This is a genomic window from Enterobacter sp. 04-C-12-SI-ECC, from assembly GCF_047530715.1.
Lineage (GTDB): Bacteria > Pseudomonadota > Gammaproteobacteria > Enterobacterales > Enterobacteriaceae > Enterobacter > Enterobacter bugandensis.
This window is the reverse complement of sequence record NZ_JBLKDI010000003.1, coordinates 361,343-387,064: the sequence shown is the minus strand read 5'-3', so window position 1 is coordinate 387,064 and position 25,722 is coordinate 361,343. Positions and strand designations below refer to the sequence as shown.

Here is a 25,722-nt window from a genome sequence, read left to right as displayed (position 1 = left end):
TTCACCTCTGCGGTGCCAAAAAGAACAAGATTCACCGCAACCCAGGAAAGAGAAATGTTAGATTACCGCTTCCCGACAGCTTTGCAGATGGTTCTCAGCGTAGCGATGGCGGAGCAACTAGGTGAACGTTCGACGAGTGCGATTCTGGCCTACGGCCTGGAAGCCAACCCGAGCTTTATCCGCAAATTGATGGTTCCACTCACGCGTGACGGCATTATCGTCTCAACGCTTGGCCGCAACGGCTCAATTCATCTTGGACGTCCGCCGGAAGAGATTACCCTGCGCGATATCTACCTTTCAGTCACCGAAGATAAAAAACTCTGGGCGTCGCGCCCGGACGTGCCGGCCCGCTGCGTGGTCAGCGCGAACGCCTGCTGGTACTTCAAATCTATTTCCGAAGAAGCAGAGCAGGCCTCGCTCGCGGTATTAGCGCGCCACACCGTGGCAAGCGCGCTGGACGAGGTCAAAAAAGCCGATACCAGCGGGTGCGATCCTTTACCTGAACTGATTGCCCAGTACAAAAAAGCCTAGTAATTTACGCAAAAAAAAACCGCCCTCATAGTGAGTGCGGTTTTTTGTTATCTGCGATATCCCTACGCAGGCAGAACCTCTCTTTCCTCTTTGCCGCGCGTCACGAACTTACGCAGCGTCACGTAAAAGACCGGCGTCAGGAACAGACCAAACAGCGTCACGCCCAGCATCCCGGAGAAGACCGTAATCCCGGTGACGCCGCGCACTTCTGCGCCCGCGCCGTGGCCGAGGATCAGCGGAATGGTCCCGGCGATAAAGGCGATGGATGTCATCACAATCGGACGTAAACGCAGGCGGCACGCTTCCAGCGCTGCTTCCATGATGCCTTTACCCTGAATTTCCAGCTCGCGGGCAAACTCCACGATAAGAATCGCGTTTTTACAGGCCAGCCCCATCAGCACCACCAGCCCCACCTGCACGAAGACGTTGTTATCGCCCCCGGTCAGCCAGACGCCAAACAGCGCGGAAAGCATGGTCATCGGAACGATGAGGATCACCGCCAGCGGCAGCGTCCAGCTTTCATACAGCGCCGCCAGCACCAGGAACGCCAGCAGTACCGCGACCGGGAAGACGATCAGCGCCGTATTGCCCTGCGTGGCCTGCTGGAAGCTCAGATCCGTCCATTCAATGTTCATTCCGTTCGGCAGGATCTGCTTAGACATCGCGTCCAGCTGCGTCATCGCCTGCGCGGACGAGAGCACGCGCGGGTCGGCATCGCCAATCAGATCCGCCGCCGGGTAGCCATTGTAGCGGATTACCGGATCCGGTCCGTAGGTGGTCGTGATTTTCACCATACTGCCAATCGGCACCATTTCGCCCTGGCTATTCCGTGTGCGTAAATTCGCAATATCTTCCACGCTGTCGCGGAACTGCCCGTCTGCCTGCGCCATCACGCGCCAGGTGCGCCCGAACTGGTTGAAGTCGTTCACGTACGACGAGCCCAGATAGGTTTGCAGCGTACCGAACAGATCGGTCAGCGACACGCCCTGCGCTTTCGCCTTATCGCGGTCAACCTGCACGTCGAGCTGCGGAACGTTAGCCTGATAGGTTGAGATCGGGAAGTGCATTCCCGGCGTCTGCATAATCGCACCGGACATGGTGTTCACCGCGTTTTGCAGCGCGCCATAGCCCAGACCCGCGCGATCCTGAATATACAGCGAGTAGCCAGACCCCTGACCCAGCCCCAGAATCGGCGGCGGCAGAATGGAGAAACCAAAGCCCTGCTGGATTTGCGCGATTTTCGCGTTAATTTCCGCGTTAATTTCCGCCGCGGAATGTTTACGCTGGTCGAACGGCTTCAGGCCAAAAAACACCGTCCCGGTATTCGGCGTGTTGGTAAACTGCAGCGCGTTCAGCCCCGGGAAAGCCACCGCGTAGTCCACGCCTTCGGTATTCATGCCGATTTCGCTCATTTTGCGGATCACCGCGTCGGTGCGCGCCAGCGACGAGCCTTCCGGCATCTTCACGCCGCCAATCAGGTAGAGCTTATCCTGTGTCGGAATAAACCCGCCGGGTACCGCTTTAAACATGACGCCCGCGGCACACAGCAGCAGCAGATACACCACAAACACCGCGCCGCGTCGGCCAAGCGTTTTGCCCACCAGCCCCTGATAGCCGTTAGAGCTACGATGGAAAAAGCGGTTAAACGGACGGAAAATCCAGCCGAACAGGCGATCGATAAGCCGGGTCGGGAAGTCTTTCGGCGCGCCGTGCGGTTTTAACAGCAGCGCGGCCAGCGCCGGAGAGAGCGTTAGCGAGTTGATGGCGGAGATCACCGTGGAAATCGCTATCGTCACCGCAAACTGCTTGTAGAACTGACCGGTTACGCCGGAGAGGAACGCCATCGGCACGAACACCGCGCACAGCACCAGCGCAATCGCGATAATGGGCCCGGAAACTTCACGCATCGCCTGATGCGCCGCCGCAAGCGGCGCAAGCCCCTCTTCAATGTTTCGCTCGACGTTTTCCACCACCACGATGGCATCGTCCACCACGATACCAATCGCCAGCACCAGCCCGAATAAACTCAGGGTGTTAAGCGAAAAGCCCAGCAGATAGAGAATGCTGAACGTCCCCACCACCGACACCGGCACCGCGATCAGCGGAATGATCGACGCGCGCCAGGTTTGCAGGAACAGGATCACCACCAGTACAACCAGCACCACCGCTTCCAGCAGGGTTTGCACCACCGCACGGATGGAGTCGCGCACGAAAACCGTCGGATCGTAAGGTGCCGCCCACTTCATATCTTCCGGGAAACGGGTAGACAGCTCGTCCATTTTGGCGCGCACCGCGTTAGACAAATCGATGGCGTTCGCCCCCGGTGACTGGAAGATACCAATCCCGACCGCGTCTTTATTGTTAAGCTGGGAACGCAGCGCATAGCTGCCGGAACCCATTTCGATACGCGCCACGTCGCGCAGGCGGACGACCGAACCGTCCTCCGACGTTTTCAGGACAATGTTGCCAAACTCTTCTTCGGTATGCAGACGACCCTGGGCGTTAATGGAGATCAGGAAATCGCTCTCTTTCGGCAGCGGCTCGGCGCCAAGCTGGCCCGCGGAGACCTGCACGTTCTGCTCCTGCATTGCCGTGACCACGTCCGAGGCGGTCAGCCCGCGGGCCGCGACCTTGTTCGGATCCAGCCAGATGCGCATCGCGTATTCACCGGAGCCGAAAATCTGAATCTGGCCGACGCCGGGCAGACGCGCCAGCTCGTCCTTCACCTTCAGCGTGGCGTAGTTGCGCATATACAGTGAATCGTACTTACCGTTGGGCGAGAACAGATGCACCACCAGCGTCAGCGTTGGCGACTGCTTCTGCGTCGTGATGCCCAGGCGCCGCACGTCTTCCGGCAGACGCGCCTCAGCCTGTGCTACGCGGTTTTGCACCTGCACCTGCGCCTGATCCGGATCGGTACCCGGACGGAACGTGACGGTAGTAACCAGCACGCCGTCCGAGCCGGCAACGGATTTCATGTACATCATGTTCTCGACGCCGTTGATCGCCTCTTCCAGCGGCGTCGCCACGGTCTCGGCAATCACTTTCGGGTTGGCGCCCGGATACTCCGCGCGCACCTGCACGCTTGGCGGTACGACGTCAGGATATTCACTCACCGGCAGAAGCGGGATGGCGATTAATCCTGTGATAAAAATCAGAATCGACAGTACGGCAGCGAAAATCGGCCTGTCGATGAAAAAGCGGGAAAAGTCCATGGGAAGGATTCTCAGGTCAAGTGATCAGTTGAGGGCGGTGCTGGCGGTCATGGCGACGGTTTTCGCGTTCACCGGCATACCCGGCATGAACACTTTCTGTAGACCGTCAACGATGACCTTATCGCCAGGTTTCAGCCCCTGCTGCACGATGCGTAAACCGTCGGCCAGACGCCCCGGCGTAATATCGCGACGCTGCGCTTTACCCTCTTTATCCACGATATAGACATACTTGCGATCCTGGTCAGTCAGTACCGCTTTGTCGTCAATAAGCATGGCCTGGAATTCCGCGCTGCCCGGCAGGCGCACGCGGGCAAAGAGTCCCGGCGTGAACTGACGCTGCGCGTTATCCAGCAGCGCGCGCATGCGGATCGTACCGGTACTCGGCGTGAGCTGATTATCAAGGAAATCCACTTTACCCTGATGGGGGTAACCCTCCTCGCCGGCAAGGCCGATCTCAACCGGTAGCGCCGTATGGTGGCTGGACGCCCCCTGCCCGTTGCGGGCGAGATTTTGATAGTGAAGATAGGTTGACTCATCCACGTCAAAGTAGACGTAAACCGTCTTCTGCGAGACCAGGGTGGTGAGCACGCTGGCGCTGTCGCCCGCGGAGACCAGATTGCCGCTGGTGATTAACGCCCGGCTGGCGCGACCATCAATAGGAGCCGTCACTTTGGTGAAGTCGAGATTCAGCTGCGCGGCGTCTACCGCAGCCTGGGCTGCGCGAATATCGGCCTGCGCCTGAATGGCGGCCGAACGGCGCTGCTCCCACTCTTCACGGGATACCAGGTTGGTATTAATGAGTTTATCGGTACGGTTAGCCTCGCTTCGCGCCAGGCCGGCCTGCGTTTTGGCTCTCTCCAGCGTCGCCTGCGCCTGCTCCAGCGCGGCGCGATAGGTTCGGTCATCAATCGTGAACAGCACCTCACCCTTTTTCACCTCCTGGCCGTCGGTGAAATTCACTTTGTCGATGTAGCCAGAGACACGGGGACGAAGCTGCACGCTTTCCACGGCTTCAATCCGGCCGTTAAAGCTATCCCACTGGCTAATGGATTTCACAACCACGTCTGCAGCATTAACGGCGGGCGCGGGCGGCGCGGCGTTTTGCGCGACGCTGTCATCACATCCGACGAGCAGCACGGAGAGCATCATCGCTCCCAGCGCATTCAGATGATAGTTTCCCCAGGTTTTTTGCAGGCTCATTATTTTTATTCCGGTAATTGTAGCCGCCGGGCAAGACGCAGCGGGAGGTGCCGCGCCACTTCCTTTGTCCGGGCTGGCTTAAGGCCATTTGTGTCGTTCATCGCCACAAAACTGTAACAGTTTCGAATACACTATCGCGGCGATTGTAGGAATGCGCCTAACTAAGTGCAAGAATAATTGTTGCACTTTATGTGCTATTTGAGGCGGCGTTAAAAGGCCCGTTTCGGGCAAGGATTTAAATGCAACAATAAAACTTGCAATTATCGAGAAACCAGGCCACCTTAAAATGCAACAGATAAAGATACCTTTCTATCGCTGCGTGGGGGAAACCTGATGAACACTGGCGCATTTATGCATGATTTACTCGACTGGATTGATAACAACCTCGACAGTCGCCTGGACATTGAGACCGTCTCCAGGCGCTCCGGCTACTCGAAATGGCACCTCCAGCGCCTGTTTAAAGAGCACACGGGCTATCCCCTCGCCGGCTATATTCGCGCGCAAAAGCTGCAAAAATCGGTTGAGCGCTTAGCCCACAGCGATGAGCCCATCCTGAACGTGGCAATCGCGCTCGGGTTTGACTCTCAACAGTCGTTCAACCGCAGCTTTAAGCGCCAATTCGGTCAGGCACCTGGCGCATGGCGACGCAGTATCGGCGGCCGTGAAACGCAGCCGATGCACCAGTAGCTCACTTTTTACTGCAACATCATCCCGAAGCTGTTATACTGTATATAAATACAGTATGAGAGGTGCGTGATGGCTGTTGAAATAAAATATGTTGTCGTAAGAAAAGGTGAAGAGAAAATGACATTTGCCAGTAAGAAAGAGGCTGACGCTCACGACAAGCTGCTCGATATGGCAGACGCGTTCACCGACTGGCTGTTGCAAAGCGGAATGCAGATGGATGAAACGCAGGCTGAAAATCTTGGTCTGTATCTCGCCGAGCAGAAAGAGACCGTGCAGCATATTCTGCGCACCAGCAAGCTCCCTGCTCTCGATGCCCCTGCGGCTGACAGTAAAAAATCAGAGCGGTAAAAGCTGCCTGATTGCCACATCGTCACCGAGCCTGACGCCGCAAGCAGCATGCTGCTTGCGGCTTTTTATTAACGTCACGCGCCGGATTGCGGCAAGGCATCAATCATCTCTTGTAGTTCATTGTACAATCTAGCCACATGGAAACCATCGCACACGGAATGATGAACCTGAACGGCAAGGGGCAATAATACTTTGCCATCTTGTTCATAGTATTTTCCAAGCGTAAACATAGGGGCAAAAAAGTTCTTCATGTGCGCAACGTTGACGTTAAAGCTGGTAAAACTCACCCAGGGAATACCCGATATGAAAAAAATATTTTCCCGGGATTCTTCTTTAGGCCAATAAGAAAAATTATTACCGTAGCGCGCAATGTCTTCAGTATAGGTGTTCTGGAAGTGCTGAATATTGCCATCGTAATGGCTCCATAATGATGAAAAGGTCTCTGTTTCATTATGGAAAATGGTATAGTTTGGATGAATTTCGTTCCATATAATAAGCTCATTGTCTTTCATAGCCATACGGAACTCAGGATGACTGTTGACGATCTTAGAAATGAGAAAAATAATAGTCGGGTAAAATTTCCAGCCGACCGCTTTGATATGTTTTAACAGCGCAGTAATATCGATTAAAACCGTCTGGTTAAACGTCGACTGAGCGAACCCCTGAAAAATCTCAAAATGTTCCTTCCTTGCCCAACGAGATAAGTCAACGGACGTATATTCAGGGGTTATTTTTTCCATTTCTAAACCTTTAATGAGCAAGCATATCTCTGATGTTAGCCTAAATTTTTTCCATGCATTAAGCAAGCAGGCGCCTCTGGAGAAAACGGCGCGGAATAACCGCCATTACGCACCCTGAAGACGTAACGTTTCCGCTTAAAACGCGCTGACCTGCCCGTACAGAGCACTCCTCACTCAATATTATCCCTCCCTCTTCGCGCAAAGGGTGTATTGTTTTTAAATGATTAATCCCCCTGAAGAGAAGCGGCGTCATGATTAACATCCTCGGTAAAACCACCTCCATCAACGTTCGTAAAGTGCTCTGGACCTGTGAAGAAGCGGGCATCCCTTACCTGCAGGAAGACTACGGCAGCGGTTTTGCCTCAACAGAAACGGATGACTTCCGCGCGCTGAACCCCAACGCCATGGTGCCGGTGCTGATGGATGACGATTTCGTGCTGTGGGAGTCCAACGCCATCTGCCGCTATCTGGTGCGCAAGGCCGGACGTCACGATCTGCTGCCTGCAGAGCCGCAGGCCTGCGCCAACGTTGAGCGCTGGATGGACTGGCAGGCAACTGAATTCAATAACGCCTGGCGCTATGTCTTCCCGGCACTGGGCCGAAAAAATCCGGACTTTAACGACCCTGCGCGCATTGCGGCGGGAATAAAAGAGTGGAACCATTGCATCAACATTCTGGAAAACCAGCTGCAGCGCACCGGGGCCTTTGCGGCAGGCGAGACGTTTACCCTTGCCGACGTGGTGCTTGGGCTGTCGGTGAATCGGTGGAAGATGACGCCGTTTGACAAGCCCGACGTGCCGGCGATTGAGGCCTGGTATGAGCGCCTCAACCAGCGCCCGGCGTTTTTGCGTCACGGCAATAACGGCATGATATAAATTATTTACGCCCCCACCTTGAGCAAGGATATTTTATTTAATTACTAAACCCTGATTGGCGTCAGAGGGAATAATAATTAAGCCATATCCTGGACAGCCCGTTGCACCGCTTTGCTAGCCTGACTATTCAGGCAAAGCTCAACCCGGAGGTATTCTTGCTGATTAGACTCAAGAAAGAACGAACGCATAAGGAGGATCGTCGGCTTGCCCTCTGGCTGGCGACCTCGGCAGGTTTGCTTAACGCCATCGCCCTTGGGGCATTTGGCTTTTTCCCCTCTCACATGACCGGCAATACCTCACAATTATCCAGCGAAGTCTCCTCCACCGATCTGAGCGATATGATTTTCTTTGGCTCGATTATTCTCTCTTTTGTCACCGGCGCCATCCTTGCTCGTCTTATTGTACTCTGGGGCATTATCCACAATATCAGGCTGGTTTTTTGCCAAATCCTTTTCGTCGAGGGGGTACTATTGACCGGCATCTCTCTCTACGAGATGTATTTCCACGCCCTCACGAGCAACCGCGAGATTATTATTTTTCTGTGCGGCCTGATGGGCATTCATAATTCAACCTCCACGCAGCTCTCCGGAGGGCGGGTGAGATCGACGCACATTACCGGCACGCTAACGGATGCAGGCATATCACTGGCCTCCGTGCTGGTGGCGATGCTTCGCAGGGATTACTCGAAGGATACCGCGGCACAAAAAAGTCAGCTGAAAACTCACTTAACCACTATTTTCTCGTTTATGAGCGGAGGGATTGCTGGGCTGCTGCTGTTCAGATGGATTGGATTTAACGCCATGCTGGCGCTTGGGCTGATGCTCGCGATTGTTGCCATTTTTTCTATCATTAGCATCTCGGTTCGCGTTCGCCGGGTTCGTGCCTCTATCTAAATAACCAACGACTCTCGGCGTAAGGGCGCCCTTTGATATGTGACACTGTCACTATTGAAAATTCGCTTTAGGACTATTCTGCCCGGCACGCAACCAGCCCTTACGCCATAAGGCTTTAATTAAGGTTGTCACTAATTTCATAGGGTTACTGATTTTCCCCCTTCGCTGGAACCCTTCCCAAACGCTTGCTATAGGTCAATTACCCCTGCCGAAACATGGCATAACAACAGGCAACCGGTGGTTGCTATAACGCATGCGCACAGGGAGACACACCGCAATGCACCCATTACTCAAACGCTCGCTGCTGTTTGTCGGCGCCATTCTCGTGGTCCTAGCCCTCCTCGTCTGGGGAATCGGGCTTGAGACAATCAAGGCGCGCCAGGTTGACCTGGTCTACCTCGGGCAACAGCACATGATTCTGGTTTTCTCGTCGATGTTTTTTGCCCTGCTGGTGGGCATTCCGGCCGGTATTCTGCTGAGCCGTCCGGCCGCGCGGGGCGTCGCCGAATACGTGATGCAAATCTTTAATGTCGGCAACACCCTGCCGCCGCTGGCCGTGCTGGCGCTGGCGATGGTGGTGATTGGTATCGGCGATACGCCCGCCATCATCGCCCTGTTCCTCGCCTCGCTGCTGCCGATTGTGCGCAATACCTACGCCGGGCTGTGCTCCGTCCCGTCGTCGCTGCTGGAAGCGGCAAACGGGATTGGGATGACCAAATGGCAGCGCCTGCGCCAGGTTGAGCTGCCCAACGCCTGGCCGGTTATGCTCTCGGGGATCCGCATCGCCACCGCCATTAACGTCGGTACCGCGCCGCTGGCGTTCCTGATTGGCGCCAGCAGCTACGGCGAGCTGATTTTCCCGGGCATTTACCTGAACGATTTCCCGACCCTGATCCTCGGCGCGGCGGCCACCGCCCTGTTCGCCCTGATCCTCGACACCCTGCTGGCGGCGCTGGGTCGCGTGATGAGTCCCCATCTCGCTCGATAACAATAACAAGGAGCTTTTATGAGACTGATATCCAGCCTGGCGGCGCTGTGTGCCGCGGCGCTGTTAACCGGCCAGGCGATGGCAGCCCCGCTGATTCTGGCGACCAAGAGCTTTACCGAGCAGCACATTCTCTCGGCGATGACCGTACAGTACCTGCAAAAGAAAGGTTTTCAGGTTCAGCCAAAAACCAATATCGCCACGGTGATCTCCCGCAACGCGATGATCAACAAGCAGATTGATATGACCTGGGAGTACACCGGCACGTCGCTGATCATCTTCAACCACATCAACAAGCGCATGTCGCCGCAGGAGTCTTACGAGACGGTGAAACGCCTGGACGCGAAGCACGGTCTGGTCTGGCTCAAGCCCGCCGACATGAACAACACCTACGCTTTCGCCATGCAGCGCAAGCGCGCCGAGGCGGAACATATCAATACCATGTCGGAGATGGTGGCGAAAATTGAACAGGTTCGCAAAACCAACCCGGACAAAAACTGGCTGCTGGGCTTAGACCTTGAATTTGCCGGGCGCAGCGACGGCATGAAGCCGCTGCAGGAGGCCTATAAGATGGATCTGGACCGTCCGCAAATCCGCCAGATGGACCCGGGTCTGGTCTATAACGCCGTGCGCGACGGCTTCGTCGACGCCGGGCTGGTTTATACCACCGACGGGCGCGTGAAGGGCTTTGATCTCAAAGTGCTGGAAGATGATAAAGGCTTCTTCCCGAGCTACGCGGTCACCCCGGTGGTGCGCAAGGACACCCTGGAGGCCAATCCCGGTCTGGAAGAGGCGCTCAATACCCTCTCGGCCCAGCTCAACAACGACGTTATCACCGAGCTGAACAAGAAGGTGGATATTGACCATCAGTCACCGCAGCAGGTCGCCCGCGATTTCCTGCGTAGCAAACAGCTGCTGTAGGAGGCGCTATGGATACCGTTCACTACATTCTGGACAACTGGGACTATCTGTTAACCCTGACGCTGCAGCATCTTTGGCTGGTGGCGCTGGCCGTGGGCTTAGCGATTATCATCGGCGTCCCGCTGGGCATTCTGATTGTCCGCCACAAGTGGCTGGCGACGCCGGTGCTGGGGATTGCCACCATCGTGTTGACCATCCCGTCCATTGCCCTGTTTGGCCTGATGATCCCGCTGTTTTCGCTGATCGGTCAGGGGATTGGCGCCCTGCCCGCAATCACGGCGGTATTTCTCTACTCGCTGCTGCCGATTGTGCGTAACACCCACACGGCGCTCGACAGCCTGCCGCCGGGCCTGCGCGAAGCCGGACGCGGCATCGGCATGACGTTCTGGCAGCGCCTTCGCTGGGTCGAAATCCCGATGGCGCTGCCGGTGATTTTCGGCGGGATCCGCACCGCCGTGGTGATGAATATCGGCGTCATGGCAATTGCCGCCGTGATTGGCGCGGGCGGACTTGGCCTGCTGCTGCTTAACGGCATCGGCGGAAGTGATATTCGTATGTTGATTGCGGGCGCGCTGATGATCTGTCTTTTAGCGATTGTGCTCGACTGGCTGCTGCACCGTCTGCAGGTGGTTCTGACTCCAAAGGGGATTCGATAATGATAAAACTGGAAAACCTCACCAAACAATTTTCACAGAAGCACGGCCAGACCTTTAAGGCCGTCGATAACGTCAACCTGAACGTGCCAGAAGGGGAAATGTGCGTCCTGCTCGGCCCGTCTGGCTGCGGAAAGACCACCACCCTGAAGATGATTAACCGCCTCATCACCCCAAGCAGCGGAAACATCCTGATTAACGGCGAGGACACCAACGGGATGGACACCGTCACCCTGCGCCGCAACATCGGCTATGTGATCCAGCAGATTGGCCTGTTCCCGAACATGACCATTGAAGAGAACATCACCGTCGTGCCGCGCATGCTGGGCTGGGATAAAGCGCGCTGCAAAGCCCGCGCCGAAGAGCTGATGGATATGGTGGCAATGGATCCGCACAAGTTCCTCCACCGTTATCCGCGCGAGATGTCCGGCGGCCAGCAGCAGCGTATTGGCGTCATTCGCGCCCTGGCGGCGGATCCTCCGGTACTGCTGATGGATGAACCCTTCGGCGCGGTGGACCCGATCAACCGTGAGGTGATCCAGAACCAGTTCCTCGAGATGCAGCGCAAGCTGAAAAAAACCGTCATGCTGGTGAGCCACGATATCGACGAAGCCCTGAAGCTCGGGGACCGCATCGCGGTCTTCCGTCAGGGGAAAATCGTCCAGTGCGCCAGCCCGGACGAGCTGCTGGCGAAACCGGCGAACGAGTTTGTCGGCTCGTTTGTCGGTCAGGACCGCACGCTGAAACGCCTGCTGCTGGTCTCGGCGGGAGATGTCACCGACCAGCAGCCGACCATTACGGTACGGGGTTCGACTCCGCTTCCGGAAGCCTTTGCAACCATGGATGATAACGATATTCGCGCGATTACCGTGGTTGACGAGCACGGCAAGCCGCTGGGCTTTGTGAAGCGTCGCGAAGCGCGTAACGCCAGCGGGACCTGCGCCGACATCCTTCATCCGTTCCGCATGACCGGCAAGGCCGAAGACAACCTGCGCGTGGTGCTGTCACGCCTTTATGAGAGCAACACCAGCTGGATGCCGATCGTGGATGAGGACGGGCGCTACAATGGCGAGATTTCGCAGGACTATATTGCCGAGTATCTGAGTTCAGGGCGTACGCGCCGGGCGCTGAATATTCATAGCGACAGTTAATTTTTCCAGCCGGGCATCGCCCGGCTTTTTCGCACGCATACCTTTTGCTAACCCCACGATTTCCCGCCACAATATTGTATCGTCCCCGTTTACTCGCGACCCATGCAACGTCTTCATACGTACCCCGACATCCGCGCGATGTTTCGCCGACTGCTGATTGCCACCGTCACCGGCGTGCTGGCCGCGCTGGCCGTTGCGGTGTTCCGCCACAGCATGTACCTGCTGGAGTGGCTGCTTCTGAGCAACGACAGCGGCAGCCTGGTGAATGCCGCCGCGTCGCTCTCCCCCTGGAGGCGCGCGCTGACGCCCGCGCTGGGCGGGCTGGCTGCCGGGCTGTTGCTCTGGGGATGGCAGCGCCTGACCGCCCAGCGTCCCCACGCGCCGACCGATTATATGGAAGCGCTGGAGACCGGCGACGGTCAGTTTGATTACGGCGCGAGCCTCGTTAAATCTCTTGCTTCGCTGCTGGTCGTTGCCAGCGGAAGCGCCATCGGCCGCGAAGGGGCCATGATCCTGCTTGCCGCCCTCGCCGCCTCCTTTTTTGCCCGGCGCTTTACGCCCAAATCGGAATGGAAGCTTTGGATCGCCTGTGGCGCCGCTGCCGGGATGGCCAGCGCCTACCATGCTCCGTTAGCCGGAAGCCTGTTCATTGCAGAGATTCTGTTTGGCACGCTGATGCTGGCCTCGCTCGGCCCCGTGGTGATTGCGGCGGTGGTGGCGCTTCTTACGACGCAGCTTCTGGCACCGGGTGCCGGTACGCTCTACGAGGTCCATCTGAGCGGCATACTCACCGCGGCCGATTATGCCCTGCTGGTCGCGATGGGGCTGTTGGCGGGTCTTTGCGGACCGCTCCTGATGTGGCTGATGGCGTTCAGCCACGGGCTGTTCCTGCGCCTCAGGCTTTCGCCGCCGTTGCAGCTGGCGCTCGGCGGCTTGATTGTCGGGCTGCTGTCTCTTTTGACGCCGAAGGTTTGGGGGAACGGCTACAGCGTGGTTCAGGCTTTTCTGCTCGCCCCGCCGCTGCTGTCGGTGATTGCCGGCGTGTTCATCTGTAAACTGCTGGCGGTGCTGGCAAGCAGCGGTTCGGGTGCGCCGGGCGGGGTATTTACGCCCACGCTGTTTGTCGGTATGGCTACGGGGATGCTGTTCGCGCAGCTTTTTGCGCTGTGGCTGCCGGGTTCTGAGACGGCCATGTTGCTGGGGCTGACCGGGATGGCAACGCTGCTCGCTGCGACCACGCATGCGCCCATTATGTCGGCGCTGATGGTCTGTGAAATGACCGGGCAGTATTTTTTACTGCCCGGTTTACTGGTCGCCTGCGTGATAGCGTCCGTACTGTCGCGGACGTTACGCCACGACTCGATCTACGGTCAACACGCCACCGAGGGCAGAGAGATCGATGTACTGCGCTAGCTCGCGCTGCTCGGCGCGAGGCAGATAAGGCAGCTCGCCCACCAGCGGGCCAGGCAGTTTGGTGCTCAGTACGTCGATGATCTCCGCGTAGTGCGCGAGGCCTGGATTAATACGGTTTGCCACCCAGCCAGCCAGCGGCAGGCCGTCATTGGCAATCGCCTGCGCCGTCAGCAGCGCGTGGTTGATACACCCTTCCTGGATCCCCACTACCATCACTACCGGCAGCTGCTCCTGTACGACCCATTCAGACAGCGGGCGCAGGTCATTCATCAGGCTGCGCCAGCCGCCCGTGCCTTCCACCACCACGTGATCGACCTGCTCGCTCAGGTTCGCCAGGCCGTCGGATAACAGGGAATAATTGATCGGGCCGCTGTGCGCCACGCTGCTTTCATCTTCGCTTAACGCGATGGGATTGACCGCGTGGTAAGGCAGTTCCAGCGACGAGACGCTTTGCAGCACCAGGGCGTCTTTATTTCGCAATCCCTCTGGCGTCTCTTTACTCCCTTTTGCGACCGGTTTGTACCCAGCGACGCGTTTACCGCTTGCTGTCAGAGCCTGCAGCAATGCGCGGGATACAACGGTCTTGCCGACAGAGGTATCTGTACCAGTAACAAAGAAACGCTTAAGCATGACTCACTCCACCTCTTGGGTATGCTTCGAAAATATCAACCAGGTAAATAATTCAGTGGAGGAAGTCTACGGGATGCGTGCGCTACCCGGCTTGAGATAGCGCAATTTTTCTTACATCTGCGGAAAAGAGTTAACCCTGTAACAGGCGGATAAGCAGCGAGCCGTTGTACATGGCATCTTTGACCAGCGCCGCCCCGGCCATCGTGCCCTGGTTGGAAAACTGGGTACTTTCTACCGCAATATTTCTGCTGTAGGCGGGAAGCGACTGCTGCTGAATACAGGCCGTAATCGCCGGAAAAAGTATCTCCGCCGCCTGGCTGAGCGGTGAGCCGATCAGGATTTTTTGCGGATTGAAGAGGTTCACCATAATCGCCAAAATGCGGCCTACGTTATTACCCACCCCGGTAATAATGTCCTTCGCCAGTAGATCCCCCTGACGCGCGGCGGCGCAGAGGGAATCCACCGTTAAGGGTTGGCCGTGAAGCGAAGAGCTCATGGACTGACTGAGCCTGACCTGCGCCAGTTCGAGCACGCTTTCCACGCTGGCGATCGTCTCCAGACAGCCATGGTTCCCGCAGTAGCAACGCTTGCCGTACGGGTCGACCTGGGTATGGCCAATTTCCACCAGGCTGCTGCTCCCGGCGTGGAGAAGACGTCCGTCGGTGATCACCCCCGCCCCGACGTTATGGTCGATGACCACCTGAATGACATCCCGCGCACCGCGCGACGCGCCAAACAGCGCTTCCGCCATCGTCCAGGCGCTGATGTCGTGCTGAATATAGACCGGGACGCCGGTATGGTTTTCCAGCACTTCGCCCAGCGGCATCTCTTTAACATCGTCGTAAAACGGCATGCGGTGAACAATACCATTTTCGGTATCAATAATGCCGGGCATGGTGATGGCAATCGCCGTTAAGCGTTCAAGCCGCTGCTGATGGCGAATAAAGAAGCGATCGATATGGGAGACAATCGCATCGAGAAGCGGTTCCTCGGCGTTGAGCGGCAGCTCAAGCCGGTCTTCCACCACCAGCTTGCTGCTGAGATCGCGCAGCGCAAGGAAGATCTCTCCGCGGCTGATGCGCAGCGAGAGGTAGTGCCAGGCTTCCGTCTCGACCACCAGGCCGACCGCCGGACGACCACGGCTGCCCGGCTCCTGAATTTCCGTCTCCTGGACCAGGTGCGCTTCCAGCATCTCGCGGACAATCTTGGTGATACTGGCGGGTGCCAGCTGTGCCAGGCGCGACAGATCGATACGCGAAACCGGACCAAGCTGATCAATCAGGCGATACACCGCGCCAGCGTTGGTCTGCTTAATCTGATCAATATGCCCTGGCTGACTATCAGCAACCACCTCGTACTCCCTTATTTTCGAGCTTCGAAATAAACTGTTGGCTATGGTGAAGCACTTCCATGGGTGTCGTCAAATATTTACTTAGCCTTGTGATTTACCGCACATTTTTACCCGTTTTCCAGGGAAATATCAGACCGCGGAAGCCTGGATTAACCGCTGTTTGAAGCGCTGGGCAGCATGACTCTGTTCGCGATGTTTTGACCACACCAGCCACATCTCCGAAACGGCATCCTCCTCGGCGATAGCAACCCAGCGCATCTCACGCAGCTGTACCCGCTTAAAGGAGGCCGGGAGTATCGACACGCCCAGCCCGGCGGCGACCAGGCCGATAATGGTCATCGCCTCTCCCACTTCCTGGGTAATGACCGGCGCCAGATCGTAGCGGCGCATTAGCCCCAGAATATCGTCATACAGGCCCGTCCCGACCTGCGGGTCAAAAAAGACAAACGGCTCTTTTGCCAGCTCCGCCAGCGAAACCGCCGGACGCGACGCCAGCGGGTGATCGTTCGGGATCATGGCCATCAGCGGTTCGCGCAGGATAACCTCCCACGCCAGCGTGTCCGGCAGCTGGGTATTACGCATCAGCCCCAGATCGAGCGCACCTTCGTTCAGCGGCGCAATCTGCTCGCGGGTATTAATTTCGCGCGTCTGAATATGCACGTCCGGAAAATGACGGCGGAATGACGAAAGCGTCTGCGAGACGGCGCTGATAAACGGCGCGGACGAGGTAAACCCGATCCGCAGCTCCCCGGCTTCCCCAAGATAGAGCCGTTCCGCCCGGGCAGCGGCGTCGTCGACCATGCTCAGAATTTGTCGGCTGTCGATCAGAAACTGCTTACCCGCTGCCGTCAGGCTCACGCTGCGGTTGGTGCGGGCCAGAAGACGCGCCCCGACCTGCTGTTCGAGGATTTGAATCTGCTGGCTTAAAGGCGGCTGAGAAATGTTCAGCCGTGCCGCCGCGCGGCCAAAATGCAGCTCTTCGGCGACGGCGACAAAGTAGCGAAGATGACGCAGCTCGATATTCATATTTTTAAAGTATCATTTGAGATTATTAATATATTAGACAGAATATTTACATTTTCCTACCCTGAACGTGTGGTCATACCCGTCACCAGAAATCACGGGGATGTTTAAGCAAGGAAACTGTGTGAGTCGTACATCTACCATTGATATCGAGCCGGCCAGAGATATTAATGATTTGCCTGTAGCATCGCAGCCGGTTCAGTTCATCAAACGTGGTACCCCCCAGTTTATGCGCGTCACGCTGGCGCTCTTTTCCGCCGGTCTGGCAACGTTTGCCCTGCTCTACTGCGTTCAGCCGATCCTGCCCGTTCTCTCCCACGAGTTTGGCGTATCTCCTGCCAGCAGCAGCGTTTCGCTTTCCATTTCAACCGGGATGCTGGCAATTGGCCTGCTTTTTACCGGCCCGCTCTCCGACGCCGTTGGCCGTAAACAGGTGATGGTAACCGCCCTGATGCTGGCCTCGGTCTGTACGTTACTCTCGACCATGATGACCAGCTGGCACGGCATTTTGATGATGCGCGCGCTGATCGGGCTCTCGCTCAGCGGCGTGGCGGCGGTCGGGATGACCTATCTCAGCGAGGAGATCCACCCGAGCTTTGTTGCCTTTTCGATGGGGCTGTACATCAGCGGGAACTCGATTGGCGGCATGAGCGGGCGTCTGCTGAGCGGGGTATTCACGGACTTTTTTAGCTGGCGCATTGCGCTGGCGGTGATCGGCTGTTTTGCGCTGGCATCGGCCCTGATGTTCTGGAAAATCCTGCCGGAATCGCGCCATTTTCGCCCGACGTCTCTGCGCCCGAAAACGCTGTTTATCAACTTCCGCCTGCACTGGCGTGACAAAGGTTTACCGAGACTGTTTCTGATGGGATTCCTGCTGATGGGTTCCTTCGTGACGCTGTTTAACTATATTGGCTACCGGCTGATGCTCTCGCCGTGGCATCTGAATCAGGCTGTTGTGGGTTTGCTTTCCGTGGCCTATCTCACCGGTACGTGGAGTTCGCCGAAAGCCGGGGCGATGACGGCACGCTTTGGCCGCGGGCCGGTGATGCTGGTGTTTACCGCGGTGATGCTGCTCGGCCTGCTGCTGACGCTCTTCTCCTCCCTGTGGCTTATCTTTGCCGGGATGCTGCTCTTCTCCGCAGGGTTCTTCGCCGCTCACTCCGTCGCCAGCAGCTGGATTGGCCCGCGCGCGCGTCGCGCCAAAGGCCAGGCATCGTCGCTGTATCTGTTTAGCTATTATCTGGGGTCCAGCATCGCCGGGACGCTGGGCGGTGTGTTCTGGCATCACTACGGCTGGAACGGCGTGGGCGGGTTTATCGCGCTGATGCTCTGTGCCGCACTGCTGGTGGGCGCAAGCCTTCATAAACGCCTGAGATAATCATCCTGCGGGCTGATGCCCGATCCAGATAAACGGCACCAGCTTACTGGTGCCGTTTCACGTTCAGGAATCCCAGGCCTGCTCTATCTTACCGGCTTCAAACTGCGGAGGCGGTTTTCGGAAGCGGCTCGTGAGCCAGGTCAGGTAAAGGACACCCAGTGCCGCCCAGATGAGGCCAAGCGTCAGGGACGTCGCTTCGAGGTTGATCCACAGCACGCCGACCGTTGCGGCACCAATGAGTGGCAGCAGGAAATAGTGGAGCCGATCTTTCCACGTTTTGTTCAGCCCCTTACGCCGCCAGAAATGGTTGTACACCGAGAGATTAACAAACGTAAACGCCACCAGCGCGCCAAAGTTGATCAGCGCCGTCGCGGTTACGAGATCAAAGTACAGGGCCGACAGCGCCACTATCCCTACCATAATGACGTTCAGGGCCGGAGTCCGCCATTTCGGATGCACGTAGCCAAACACCCGCTCCGGAAAGACGTTGTCACGCCCCATCACATACAATAAGCGTGAGACGCTGGCGTGCGAGGCCAGGCCTGAAGCGAGCGTATTCACAAACGTGGTGCACAGAAACACCGACTGGAAGAGCTTGCCGCCCACGTACAGCGCAATTTCCGGCAGCGCGGCGTCCGGGTTCTTGAAACGCGCGATCGTCGGGAAAAAGAGCTGCATGAAAAACGAGGCAACAATAAATATCAGCCCGCCATACAGTGCGGTCAGGAAAATGGCTTTGGGAATAACCCGCGCCGCGTTTGGCGTCTCTTCCGACAGCGTGGTGACCGCGTCAAAGCCAAGGAAAGAGAAGCAGACGATAGTCGCGCCGGTAATAATCGGAATCAGGTGCGCGTTCTCACTGATAAACGGCTGGAGCGACCAGACGGTGCCGACCCCCTCACCCTTGTGCAAGCCATGCACTACGAGTATGACAAACACCACCATGATGGCGACCTGCACCAGCACAAACAGGGTGTTAAAGTTGGCGACCAGGTTAACGCTTTTCAGGTTCGCCAGCGTCAGGATCGTCACAAACCCCACCACCCAGACCCAGGGCGGGACTTCAGGGAACAACGCGGAAAGGTAGATCTTCGCCAGCAGCACGTTGATCATCGGCAGGAAGAGATAGTCCAGCAGCGATGACCAGCCAACCATAAAGCCTAAGTGAGGGCCGATCGATTTCTGCGTGTAGGTATAAGCAGAGCCCGCTTCCGGGAACTGTCGCACCAGTTTACCGTAGCTGATGGCGGTAAACATGACGCCCGCCAGCGCCAGGAGATACGAGGCGGGCACGTGGCCATTGCTAATACCGGACACAATGCCGAAGGTATCAAACACGGTCATGGGAGTGAGGTAAGCCAGCCCCATCATGACCACCTGCCAGAGCTTGAGGGAACTGCGCAGCCGGGTTCTTCCGGCCATGCGCGGCGAATCAAGAGAGGTGTTAGTCGCCATAAACCATCCCCCCCATGCTTACCGTGGTTTGCAATCGCGCTGACCGTAACGCAAACCTGCTTAGCAAAGGGGGAAGTTGTAAAGAACATACGCGATCGTACCAGCGCAGCGTCTCTCGCTCGCACTCACAGCAGGCGCCTGACTGGCCCCCTTCGCCCTGCGGATAGTTGAACATCTGCATCATTTCCTACCTCGTCACACAGTGTCGTTAAGAAAGTCCCTGTGCCGCCTGCGCTCCATAACGCGACTCCCGGGAGATAGCTGGCGTGCCAGCGAACGTTTCGGCCAGGCTCCGCGCAGGCCGTTTGGTGATACGTATGCGATGAAACAAAGCGGCCCCTAACCGGGGCTCGTCATCAGGCGTTTTTCAGCATCCACTCAATTTCTGTTTCGGTAATCAGGCGTTCAAACTGCAGTAATTCATCATTTTTGCAGGCGTGATAGACGTGGCAGAAACGTTCGCCCAGCCGCTCGCGAAGATGATCGTTTTGCATAAATTCCCACAGCGCATCGCTCTGACGAATCGGGAACGGCAGTCCGTCCTGCTCCAGACCATTGCCTTCCACTTCTTCCTGCAGGGGTAAATCGTTATCCAGCCCGTGTAGAATGCCGGCAAAAATCGCCGCCATCACCAGATACGGGTTCGCGTCTGCTCCCGCCACCCGGTACTCGACCCGATGGTTATGGCGATCGCCGCAGGGGATACGCAGGGCGACGGTGCGATTGTTGTGTCCCCATGACGCCTGCGTCGGCACGTACATTCCCGGCTGGAAGCGGCGGTAGGAGTTGACGTTCGGCGCCAGCAGCGCCATGGACGCAGGCATCAGATCGATCATCCCGGCCAGCGCGCGTTTCAGCAGCGCGGAATCCTCGCCGCTGGCGTCTGCGAGCACGTTTTCGCCTCGGTTGTTTTGCATGCTGATGTGGATATGCATCCCGCTGCCCGCATGCTCTTCATACGGCTTTGCCATAAACGTGGCGTGCATCTTATGTTTTTCCGCCATCTGCCTGACGAGACGTTTTAGCGCCAGCGCATCATCGCAGGCGTCGAGCACGTTTTCCGTATGGTGCAGGTTAATCTCAAACTGGCCCGGGGAGGCCTCAGCCACGGCCCCGTCGGCGGGGATCAGCTGCAGCTGCGCCAGTTCGTCAATGTCGTTCAGCACGTCAGCAAAATGGTTCAGGTTATCAACCGAGTAGACCTGACTCTGCGTGTTACGTACGTCGGTGCCCGGCGCGCAGGGTGGCTGCAGATAGCCGTCGGCATCGCGCTTACGGTCAAGTAAATAGAACTCCAGCTCTACCGCTACCACGGGGAACAGACCGCGCTGGCGCAGCTGCTGCCAGAGTCGGTTGAGTACGTTCCGCGGCTCAACGTCAAAGGGAGCGCCATCTTCATCGACCATGGTGAGCTGCACCTGACCAATGTATTCCGGGTCGGCGGCGGACGGCGTCAGGGTACCCGGCACCGGCACGCAGATACAGTCCGGCTCGCCGAGCTCCTGCCCCAGGCCCGCCTCTTCCACGACGTTACCTAAAATGTCCATGGCGAAAACCGATGCCGGGAAATAGCAGCCTTTTTCAAGCTTGCTCAGTCCGGCAACCGGGATGCGTTTGCCGCGAAAACAGCCGTTCAGGTCGGTCAGGAGGACATCAATAAACTGGGTGTCAGGATACTTTTCTAAATAGCGCTTCACTTCCTGCGTAAAGGCGCTGCCCCGCCTCTCATCCGTGTGCTGCACAAAGTTCTCAACTTCTACGATATTGGTTTCCATGATTTACCACCGTTTTTGGGATTTGCGTTCGCTGCTCTGGACTGTCAAATATAATGCCCACCCTATCGAATCTGTATGCAAACAAATTGTTTGTCAAATGTTAAATTAAGTTTGCAAAAGGCAGATCCCGTTGCTAGATTGAGAAAATATTGAACGAAAAGGCCGTTTCACAGGCGAGAATGGCCTAAATTTAGTCCACTTTGTGAGGGCGATCATGGAAAATATAATGAACAAGCCAGTTATTGGCGTAGTGATGTGCAGAAACAGGCTTAAGGGTCATGAGACCCAGACCCTGCAAGAAAAGTACCTGAATGCCATTATTAACGCGGGGGGCTTACCGATTGCCTTACCCCATGCGCTGGCAGAGCCAGAGCTACTTACCGCTCTGCTGCCAACCCTGGACGGGATTTACCTGCCGGGCAGCCCAAGTAACGTGCAGCCGCACCTTTATGGTGAAAACGGCGATGAGCCTGACGCCGATCCCGGGCGAGATCTTCTGAGTATGGCGCTGATTGCCGCCGCGCTCGAAAGGCGCATCCCCATTTTCGCCATCTGCCGGGGGCTGCAGGAACTGGTTGTTGCGACGGGAGGAACGCTGTATCGCCGCCTGTTCGAGCAGAACGACCTGCTTGAACACCGGGAAGATCCTGAACTGCCGGTTGAGCTACAATACGCCCCTTCTCATGAGGTTCAGGTTCAGGAGGGAGGACTGCTGTCTCAATTAATACCAGGCTGTAACACATTTTGGGTAAACTCGTTACACGGGCAAGGTGCACGAACGTTAGGACCACGGCTTCGCGTGGAGGCCCGCTCGACGGACGGGCTGGTGGAAGCGGTCAGCGTTCATGACCACCCTTTTGCCCTCGGCGTGCAATGGCACCCCGAATGGAACAGCAGCGAGTACGCCCTCTCACGTATGTTGTTTGATGGTTTTATCACCGCCTGTCAAAGCCACATTGCCGAGAAGCAACGGCTTTGACCACTACCGTAAAGGAAATGCAACTATGAGCGATGACGGACTGGCGCCAGGGAAACGTCTGTCTGAGATCCGCCAGCAATTGGGTCTCTCGCAGCGGCGTGCCGCCGAACTGTCTGGGTTAACACACAGTGCCATCAGCACCATTGAGCAGGACAAAGTGAGTCCTGCCATCAGTACGCTGCAAAAGCTGCTGAAAGTCTATGGGCTGTCGCTCTCGGAATTCTTTTCGGAACCGGAAAAACCTGATGAACCGCAGGTGGTTATTAATCAGGAAGACCTTATCGAAATAGGCAGTCAGGGGGTTTCGATGAAGCTGGTTCATAACGGAAATCCGAACCGTACGCTGGCGATGATTTTTGAAACTTACCAGCCTGGAACCACGACCGGAGAGAGGATCAAACATCAGGGTGAGGAGATCGGTACGATACTGGAAGGTGAAATAGTGCTGACAATTAATGGCCAGCCTTATCACCTGGTTGCAGGGCAGAGCTATGCCATCAATACCGGCATACCGCACAGCTTCAGCAATACCTCGGCAGGCATCTGCCGCATTATCAGTGCCCACACCCCCACCACGTTCTAATTACCACTCAGTCCCGGCGTAAGCGCGCTTACGCCGGGACAAATAAAAACGATCAATGTCGGCATTCAACGGGTTAATTCCCGGGATGCCCCACGGCTTCGTATTGCCTGAAACGGCCATGCCTTTATTTATCTGATTGCGAAAGAAAGGAGTGAATATGCATTTTCAGCACCTGACTTACTGGCAGGATAAAGCAAAAAACAGCGCCATTGAGACCCGGTTATTTATTAACGGTGCCTATTGTGACGCCGCCGATAATGCCACATTTGAAACCGTCAATCCCGCTACCCAACAGACGCTGGCGAACGTGGCCCGGGGCAAGCAGGCGGACGTGAACCACGCGGTTCAGGCCGCACGTGAGGTATTTGAGCGCGGCGACTGGTCACAGGCGTCTCCGGCGCAGCGCAAGGCCGTGCTGAATAAGCTCGCCGATTTAATGGAGCGCCACGGCGAAGAGCTGGCCTTACTGGAAACGCTGGACACCGGTAAACCCATCCGCCACAGCCTGCGCGACGATATTCCCGGCGCGGCTCGCGCCATTCGCTGGTACGCCGAAGCGGCGGATAAAGTCTACGGCGAAGTGGCGCCTACGGGTCCGGGCGAGCTGGCGATGATCGTGCGCGAGCCGATCGGGGTTGTCGCGGCCATCGTCCCCTGGAACTTCCCGCTGCTGCTGGCCTGCTGGAAGCTGGGCCCGGCGCTGATCGCGGGCAATAGCGTGGTATTAAAACCGTCGGAGAAATCACCGCTCACCGCCCTGCGCCTGGCCGGGCTGGCGAAGGAGGCGGGCCTGCCGGACGGCGTGCTGAATGTGATAAGCGGTTACGGCCACGAAGCGGGCCAGGCGCTGGCACTGCATCCGGAGGTCGAAGTGCTGACGTTTACCGGCTCTACCCGTACCGGCAAGCAGCTGTTGAAGGACGCGGGAGAAAGCAACATGAAGCGCGTCTGGCTGGAGGCAGGCGGCAAGAGCGCCAACATTATCTTTGCCGACTGTCCGGACATGGACAAGGCCGTGAGCGCGACCGCCGCCGGGATTTTTTACAACCAGGGGCAAGTCTGTATCGCCGGTACCCGCCTGCTGCTCGAAGACAGTATCGCCGATGACTTCCTGGCAAGGCTGAAAGCGCAGGCCCGTCACTGGCAGCCGGGCGATCCGCTCGACCCGGACAGCACGATGGGCATGCTCATCGACGCTGCGCACGCCGATACCGTCCACACGTTTATTCGCGAGGGAGCCCGGAAAGGTACGCTGCTGCTGGACGGGCGGGAACAATCATGGCCTTCCGCAGTCGGTCCCACCATTTTTGTCGACATCGACCCTGCCTCCCCGCTGTGCCGGGAAGAGATTTTCGGGCCGGTGCTGGTCGTCACCCGTTTTAAAACCGAAGAGGAAGCCTTAACGCTGGCCAACGACAGTGAATACGGGCTTGGCGCGGCGGTATGGACCCGCGATCTCTCCCGCGCGCACCGCATGAGCCGCCGCCTGAAAGCCGGCTCGGTCTTCGTCAATAACTACAACGACGGTGATATGACCGTCCCCTTTGGCGGCTATAAGCAGAGCGGCAACGGTCGCGATAAGTCCCTGCACGCGCTGGAAAAATTTACCGAACTGAAAACCATCTGGATTGCCCTGGAGCCTCAATCATGACCGAACATACCACCAGCTACTACGCGGCCAGCGCGAATGCTTATGAACCTTTCCCGACGCTTAACGAGTCGATCAGCTGTGACGTGTGCGTGGTGGGCGGCGGCTATACCGGCCTCTCCTCCGCGCTGCATCTCGCCGAAATGGGCTACGACGTGGTGCTCCTTGAAGGGGCGCGCATCGGTTTCGGCGCCAGCGGACGCAACGGCGGCCAGCTGGTTAACTCCTACAGCCGCGATATCGACGTGATCGAGAAAAACTACGGGCCCGATGCCGCCAAAGTGCTCGGGAGCATGATGTTTGAAGGCGGGGAAATTATTCGGGAGCGTATCCAGCGCTATCAGATCCAGTGCGACTATCGTCCCGGCGGGCTGTTTGTGGCACTAAATCATAAGCAGCTGGAGACGCTGGAGGAGCAAAAGTCCAACTGGGAACGCTACGGCAACACGCAGCTGGAGTTGCTGGACGCCAGCGCCATCCGCCGGGAAGTCGACAGCGACCGCTATACCGGCGCGCTGCTGGACCGCAGCGGGGGGCACATTCATCCGCTGAACCTGGCGATCGGCGAAGCGGACGCCATTCGCCTGAACGGTGGGCGTGTATATGAACAGTCTCCGGTGACCGCCATTCAGCACACCAGCCCGGCAGTAGTAAGCACGCAGCATGGCCAGGTCACGGCCCGCTACGTGATCGTCGCCGGGAATGCCTATCTGGGCGATAAGATAGAACCGGAGCTGGCAAAACGCAGCATGCCCTGCGGCACCCAGGTGGTGACCACCGCTCCGCTGCCGGAAGAGGTCGCCCGCACGCTGATCCCCAATAACTACTGCGTGGAAGATTGCAATTATCTGCTGGATTACTACCGCCTCACCGCCGACAACCGCCTGCTGTACGGCGGTGGCGTCGTCTATGGCGCGCGCGATCCGGACGATGTCGAGCGTCTGGTGATGCCAAAGCTGCTGAAAACTTTCCCTCAGCTGGCAGGCGTCAAAATCGATTACCGCTGGACGGGCAACTTCCTGCTGACCCTGTCGCGGATGCCGCAGTTTGGCCGTCTGGACAAAAACATCTATTACATGCAGGGCTACAGCGGCCACGGCGTGACCTGCACCCACCTGGCCGGACGGCTGATCTCGGAACTGTTGCGCGGTGACGCTGAGCGCTTTGATGCGTTTGCCAATCTCCCGCACTACCCCTTCCCGGGCGGCCGTAGCCTGCGGATTCCATTCACGGCGATGGGCGCGGCGTACTACAGCCTGCGCGATCGTCTTGGCGTATGATCGTTTCG

General features: G+C 57.3%; 23 protein-coding genes. 15 read left to right on the top strand and 8 right to left on the bottom strand.

Translation table 11 applies throughout. The features are described from left to right. Positions 1-54: 54 nt before the first annotated feature. A complete protein-coding gene (locus ACMWL8_RS07860) occupies positions 55-531 on the top strand; it encodes an RrF2 family transcriptional regulator (protein WP_045261447.1) in 477 nt (158 codons plus the stop codon). A gap of 62 nt (positions 532-593) precedes the next feature. On the opposite strand, the gene oqxB is transcribed toward ACMWL8_RS07860, so the two are convergent. Both oqxB and ACMWL8_RS07850 read right to left on the bottom strand, forming a co-directional pair. Beyond that, complete coding sequence (gene oqxB / locus ACMWL8_RS07855; protein WP_045261448.1) at positions 594-3,746, bottom strand: multidrug efflux RND transporter permease subunit OqxB; 3,153 nt, start codon at positions 3,744-3,746, stop codon at positions 594-596. Between the two features lie 24 nt (positions 3,747-3,770). Then, complete coding sequence (locus ACMWL8_RS07850; protein ID WP_045261449.1) at positions 3,771-4,946, bottom strand: efflux RND transporter periplasmic adaptor subunit; 1,176 nt, start codon at positions 4,944-4,946, stop codon at positions 3,771-3,773. A 333-nt stretch (positions 4,947-5,279) separates the two neighbouring features. Here ACMWL8_RS07850 and ACMWL8_RS07845 point away from each other — a divergent pair, with 333 nt between their 5' ends. Continuing rightward, positions 5,280-5,633: a helix-turn-helix domain-containing protein gene (locus tag ACMWL8_RS07845; RefSeq protein ID WP_028012990.1), complete on the top strand. Its 354-nt coding sequence runs from the start codon at positions 5,280-5,282 to the stop codon at positions 5,631-5,633. 69 nt (positions 5,634-5,702) lie between these two features. Beyond that, the gene (locus ACMWL8_RS07840; RefSeq protein WP_288764392.1) at positions 5,703-5,981 is read left to right on the top strand and encodes a YebG family protein; all 279 of its coding nucleotides are present in this window, start codon (positions 5,703-5,705) and stop codon (positions 5,979-5,981) included. A 74-nt stretch (positions 5,982-6,055) separates the two neighbouring features. On the opposite strand, the gene catA is transcribed toward ACMWL8_RS07840, so the two are convergent. Next, on the bottom strand, positions 6,056-6,721 hold the full coding sequence (gene catA, locus ACMWL8_RS07835; RefSeq protein WP_028012988.1) for a type A chloramphenicol O-acetyltransferase: 666 nt from the start codon (positions 6,719-6,721) through the stop codon (positions 6,056-6,058). A gap of 251 nt (positions 6,722-6,972) precedes the next feature. On the opposite strand from catA, the gene ACMWL8_RS07830 reads away from it, so the two are divergent. The 7 genes from ACMWL8_RS07830 to clcB all read left to right on the top strand — a co-directional run bounded on the left by ACMWL8_RS07830 (position 6,973) and on the right by clcB (position 13,612). Beyond that, a complete protein-coding gene (locus ACMWL8_RS07830; RefSeq protein ID WP_045261450.1) occupies positions 6,973-7,596 on the top strand; it encodes a glutathione S-transferase family protein in 624 nt (207 codons plus the stop codon). A gap of 155 nt (positions 7,597-7,751) precedes the next feature. Beyond that, positions 7,752-8,489, top strand: coding sequence for a YoaK family protein (locus ACMWL8_RS07825; RefSeq protein ID WP_028012986.1), 738 nt, complete (start codon positions 7,752-7,754; stop codon positions 8,487-8,489). Between the two features lie 277 nt (positions 8,490-8,766). After that, complete coding sequence (gene osmY, locus ACMWL8_RS07820) at positions 8,767-9,477, top strand: osmoprotectant ABC transporter permease OsmY (RefSeq protein ID WP_045261451.1); 711 nt, start codon at positions 8,767-8,769, stop codon at positions 9,475-9,477. Between the two features lie 18 nt (positions 9,478-9,495). Further along, on the top strand, positions 9,496-10,395 hold the full coding sequence (osmX, locus tag ACMWL8_RS07815; RefSeq protein WP_045261452.1) for an osmoprotectant ABC transporter substrate-binding protein OsmX: 900 nt from the start codon (positions 9,496-9,498) through the stop codon (positions 10,393-10,395). 8 nt (positions 10,396-10,403) lie between these two features. Then, entirely contained in the window at positions 10,404-11,051 is a 648-nt protein-coding gene (gene osmW / locus ACMWL8_RS07810) for an osmoprotectant ABC transporter permease OsmW (protein WP_028012983.1), read from the top strand. Next, positions 11,051-12,199 carry an osmoprotectant ABC transporter ATP-binding protein OsmV gene (osmV, locus tag ACMWL8_RS07805; RefSeq protein ID WP_028012982.1) on the top strand — a complete coding sequence of 383 codons (1,149 nt, stop codon included), beginning with the start codon at positions 11,051-11,053 and terminating at the stop codon, positions 12,197-12,199. The genes osmW and osmV overlap by 1 nt, the downstream gene beginning before the upstream one ends. 102 nt (positions 12,200-12,301) lie before the next feature. Continuing rightward, positions 12,302-13,612 (top strand): voltage-gated ClC-type chloride channel ClcB, encoded by a 1,311-nt coding sequence (gene clcB / locus ACMWL8_RS07800; protein ID WP_045261453.1) that lies wholly within the window; start codon positions 12,302-12,304, stop codon positions 13,610-13,612. On the opposite strand, the gene bioD is transcribed toward clcB, so the two are convergent. The 3 genes from bioD to ACMWL8_RS07785 all read right to left on the bottom strand — a co-directional run bounded on the left by bioD (position 13,547) and on the right by ACMWL8_RS07785 (position 16,619). Beyond that, positions 13,547-14,242 (bottom strand): dethiobiotin synthase, encoded by a 696-nt coding sequence (gene bioD, locus ACMWL8_RS07795; protein ID WP_028012980.1) that lies wholly within the window; start codon positions 14,240-14,242, stop codon positions 13,547-13,549. The two genes, clcB and bioD, sit on opposite strands and share 66 nt — an antisense overlap. 130 nt (positions 14,243-14,372) lie before the next feature. Continuing rightward, the gene (gene mlc / locus ACMWL8_RS07790) at positions 14,373-15,593 is read right to left on the bottom strand and encodes a sugar metabolism global transcriptional regulator Mlc (protein WP_041910244.1); all 1,221 of its coding nucleotides are present in this window, start codon (positions 15,591-15,593) and stop codon (positions 14,373-14,375) included. 129 nt (positions 15,594-15,722) lie between these two features. Then, positions 15,723-16,619: a LysR family transcriptional regulator gene (locus ACMWL8_RS07785; protein WP_028012978.1), complete on the bottom strand. Its 897-nt coding sequence runs from the start codon at positions 16,617-16,619 to the stop codon at positions 15,723-15,725. 121 nt (positions 16,620-16,740) lie between these two features. Between ACMWL8_RS07785 and ACMWL8_RS07780 the strand changes: the two genes are divergently transcribed. Continuing rightward, on the top strand, positions 16,741-17,994 hold the full coding sequence (locus ACMWL8_RS07780; protein ID WP_045261454.1) for an MFS transporter: 1,254 nt from the start codon (positions 16,741-16,743) through the stop codon (positions 17,992-17,994). A gap of 63 nt (positions 17,995-18,057) precedes the next feature. Here ACMWL8_RS07780 and ACMWL8_RS07775 read toward each other — a convergent pair whose 3' ends face one another. Both ACMWL8_RS07775 and ACMWL8_RS07770 read right to left on the bottom strand, forming a co-directional pair. Next, on the bottom strand, positions 18,058-19,449 hold the full coding sequence (locus ACMWL8_RS07775) for an APC family permease (protein ID WP_045261455.1): 1,392 nt from the start codon (positions 19,447-19,449) through the stop codon (positions 18,058-18,060). Positions 19,450-19,805: 356 nt separating this feature from the next. Further along, complete coding sequence (locus ACMWL8_RS07770; protein ID WP_024909135.1) at positions 19,806-21,224, bottom strand: glutamine synthetase family protein; 1,419 nt, start codon at positions 21,222-21,224, stop codon at positions 19,806-19,808. A gap of 214 nt (positions 21,225-21,438) precedes the next feature. Between ACMWL8_RS07770 and puuD the strand changes: the two genes are divergently transcribed. The 4 genes from puuD (at position 21,439) to ACMWL8_RS07750 (ending at position 25,714) form a co-directional block, all read left to right on the top strand. Continuing rightward, the gene (gene puuD / locus ACMWL8_RS07765) at positions 21,439-22,203 is read left to right on the top strand and encodes a gamma-glutamyl-gamma-aminobutyrate hydrolase (protein WP_028012974.1); all 765 of its coding nucleotides are present in this window, start codon (positions 21,439-21,441) and stop codon (positions 22,201-22,203) included. Between the two features lie 25 nt (positions 22,204-22,228). Further along, positions 22,229-22,786, top strand: a complete 558-nt coding sequence (puuR, locus tag ACMWL8_RS07760) for an HTH-type transcriptional regulator PuuR (RefSeq protein WP_013096835.1) — start codon at positions 22,229-22,231, stop codon at positions 22,784-22,786. A gap of 157 nt (positions 22,787-22,943) precedes the next feature. Further along, positions 22,944-24,437, top strand: a complete 1,494-nt coding sequence (puuC, locus tag ACMWL8_RS07755; protein ID WP_045261456.1) for an aldehyde dehydrogenase PuuC — start codon at positions 22,944-22,946, stop codon at positions 24,435-24,437. Beyond that, positions 24,434-25,714 carry an NAD(P)/FAD-dependent oxidoreductase gene (locus ACMWL8_RS07750; protein WP_045261457.1) on the top strand — a complete coding sequence of 427 codons (1,281 nt, stop codon included), beginning with the start codon at positions 24,434-24,436 and terminating at the stop codon, positions 25,712-25,714. Before puuC ends, ACMWL8_RS07750 begins: the two co-directional genes overlap by 4 nt. Positions 25,715-25,722: the final 8 nt, after the last annotated feature.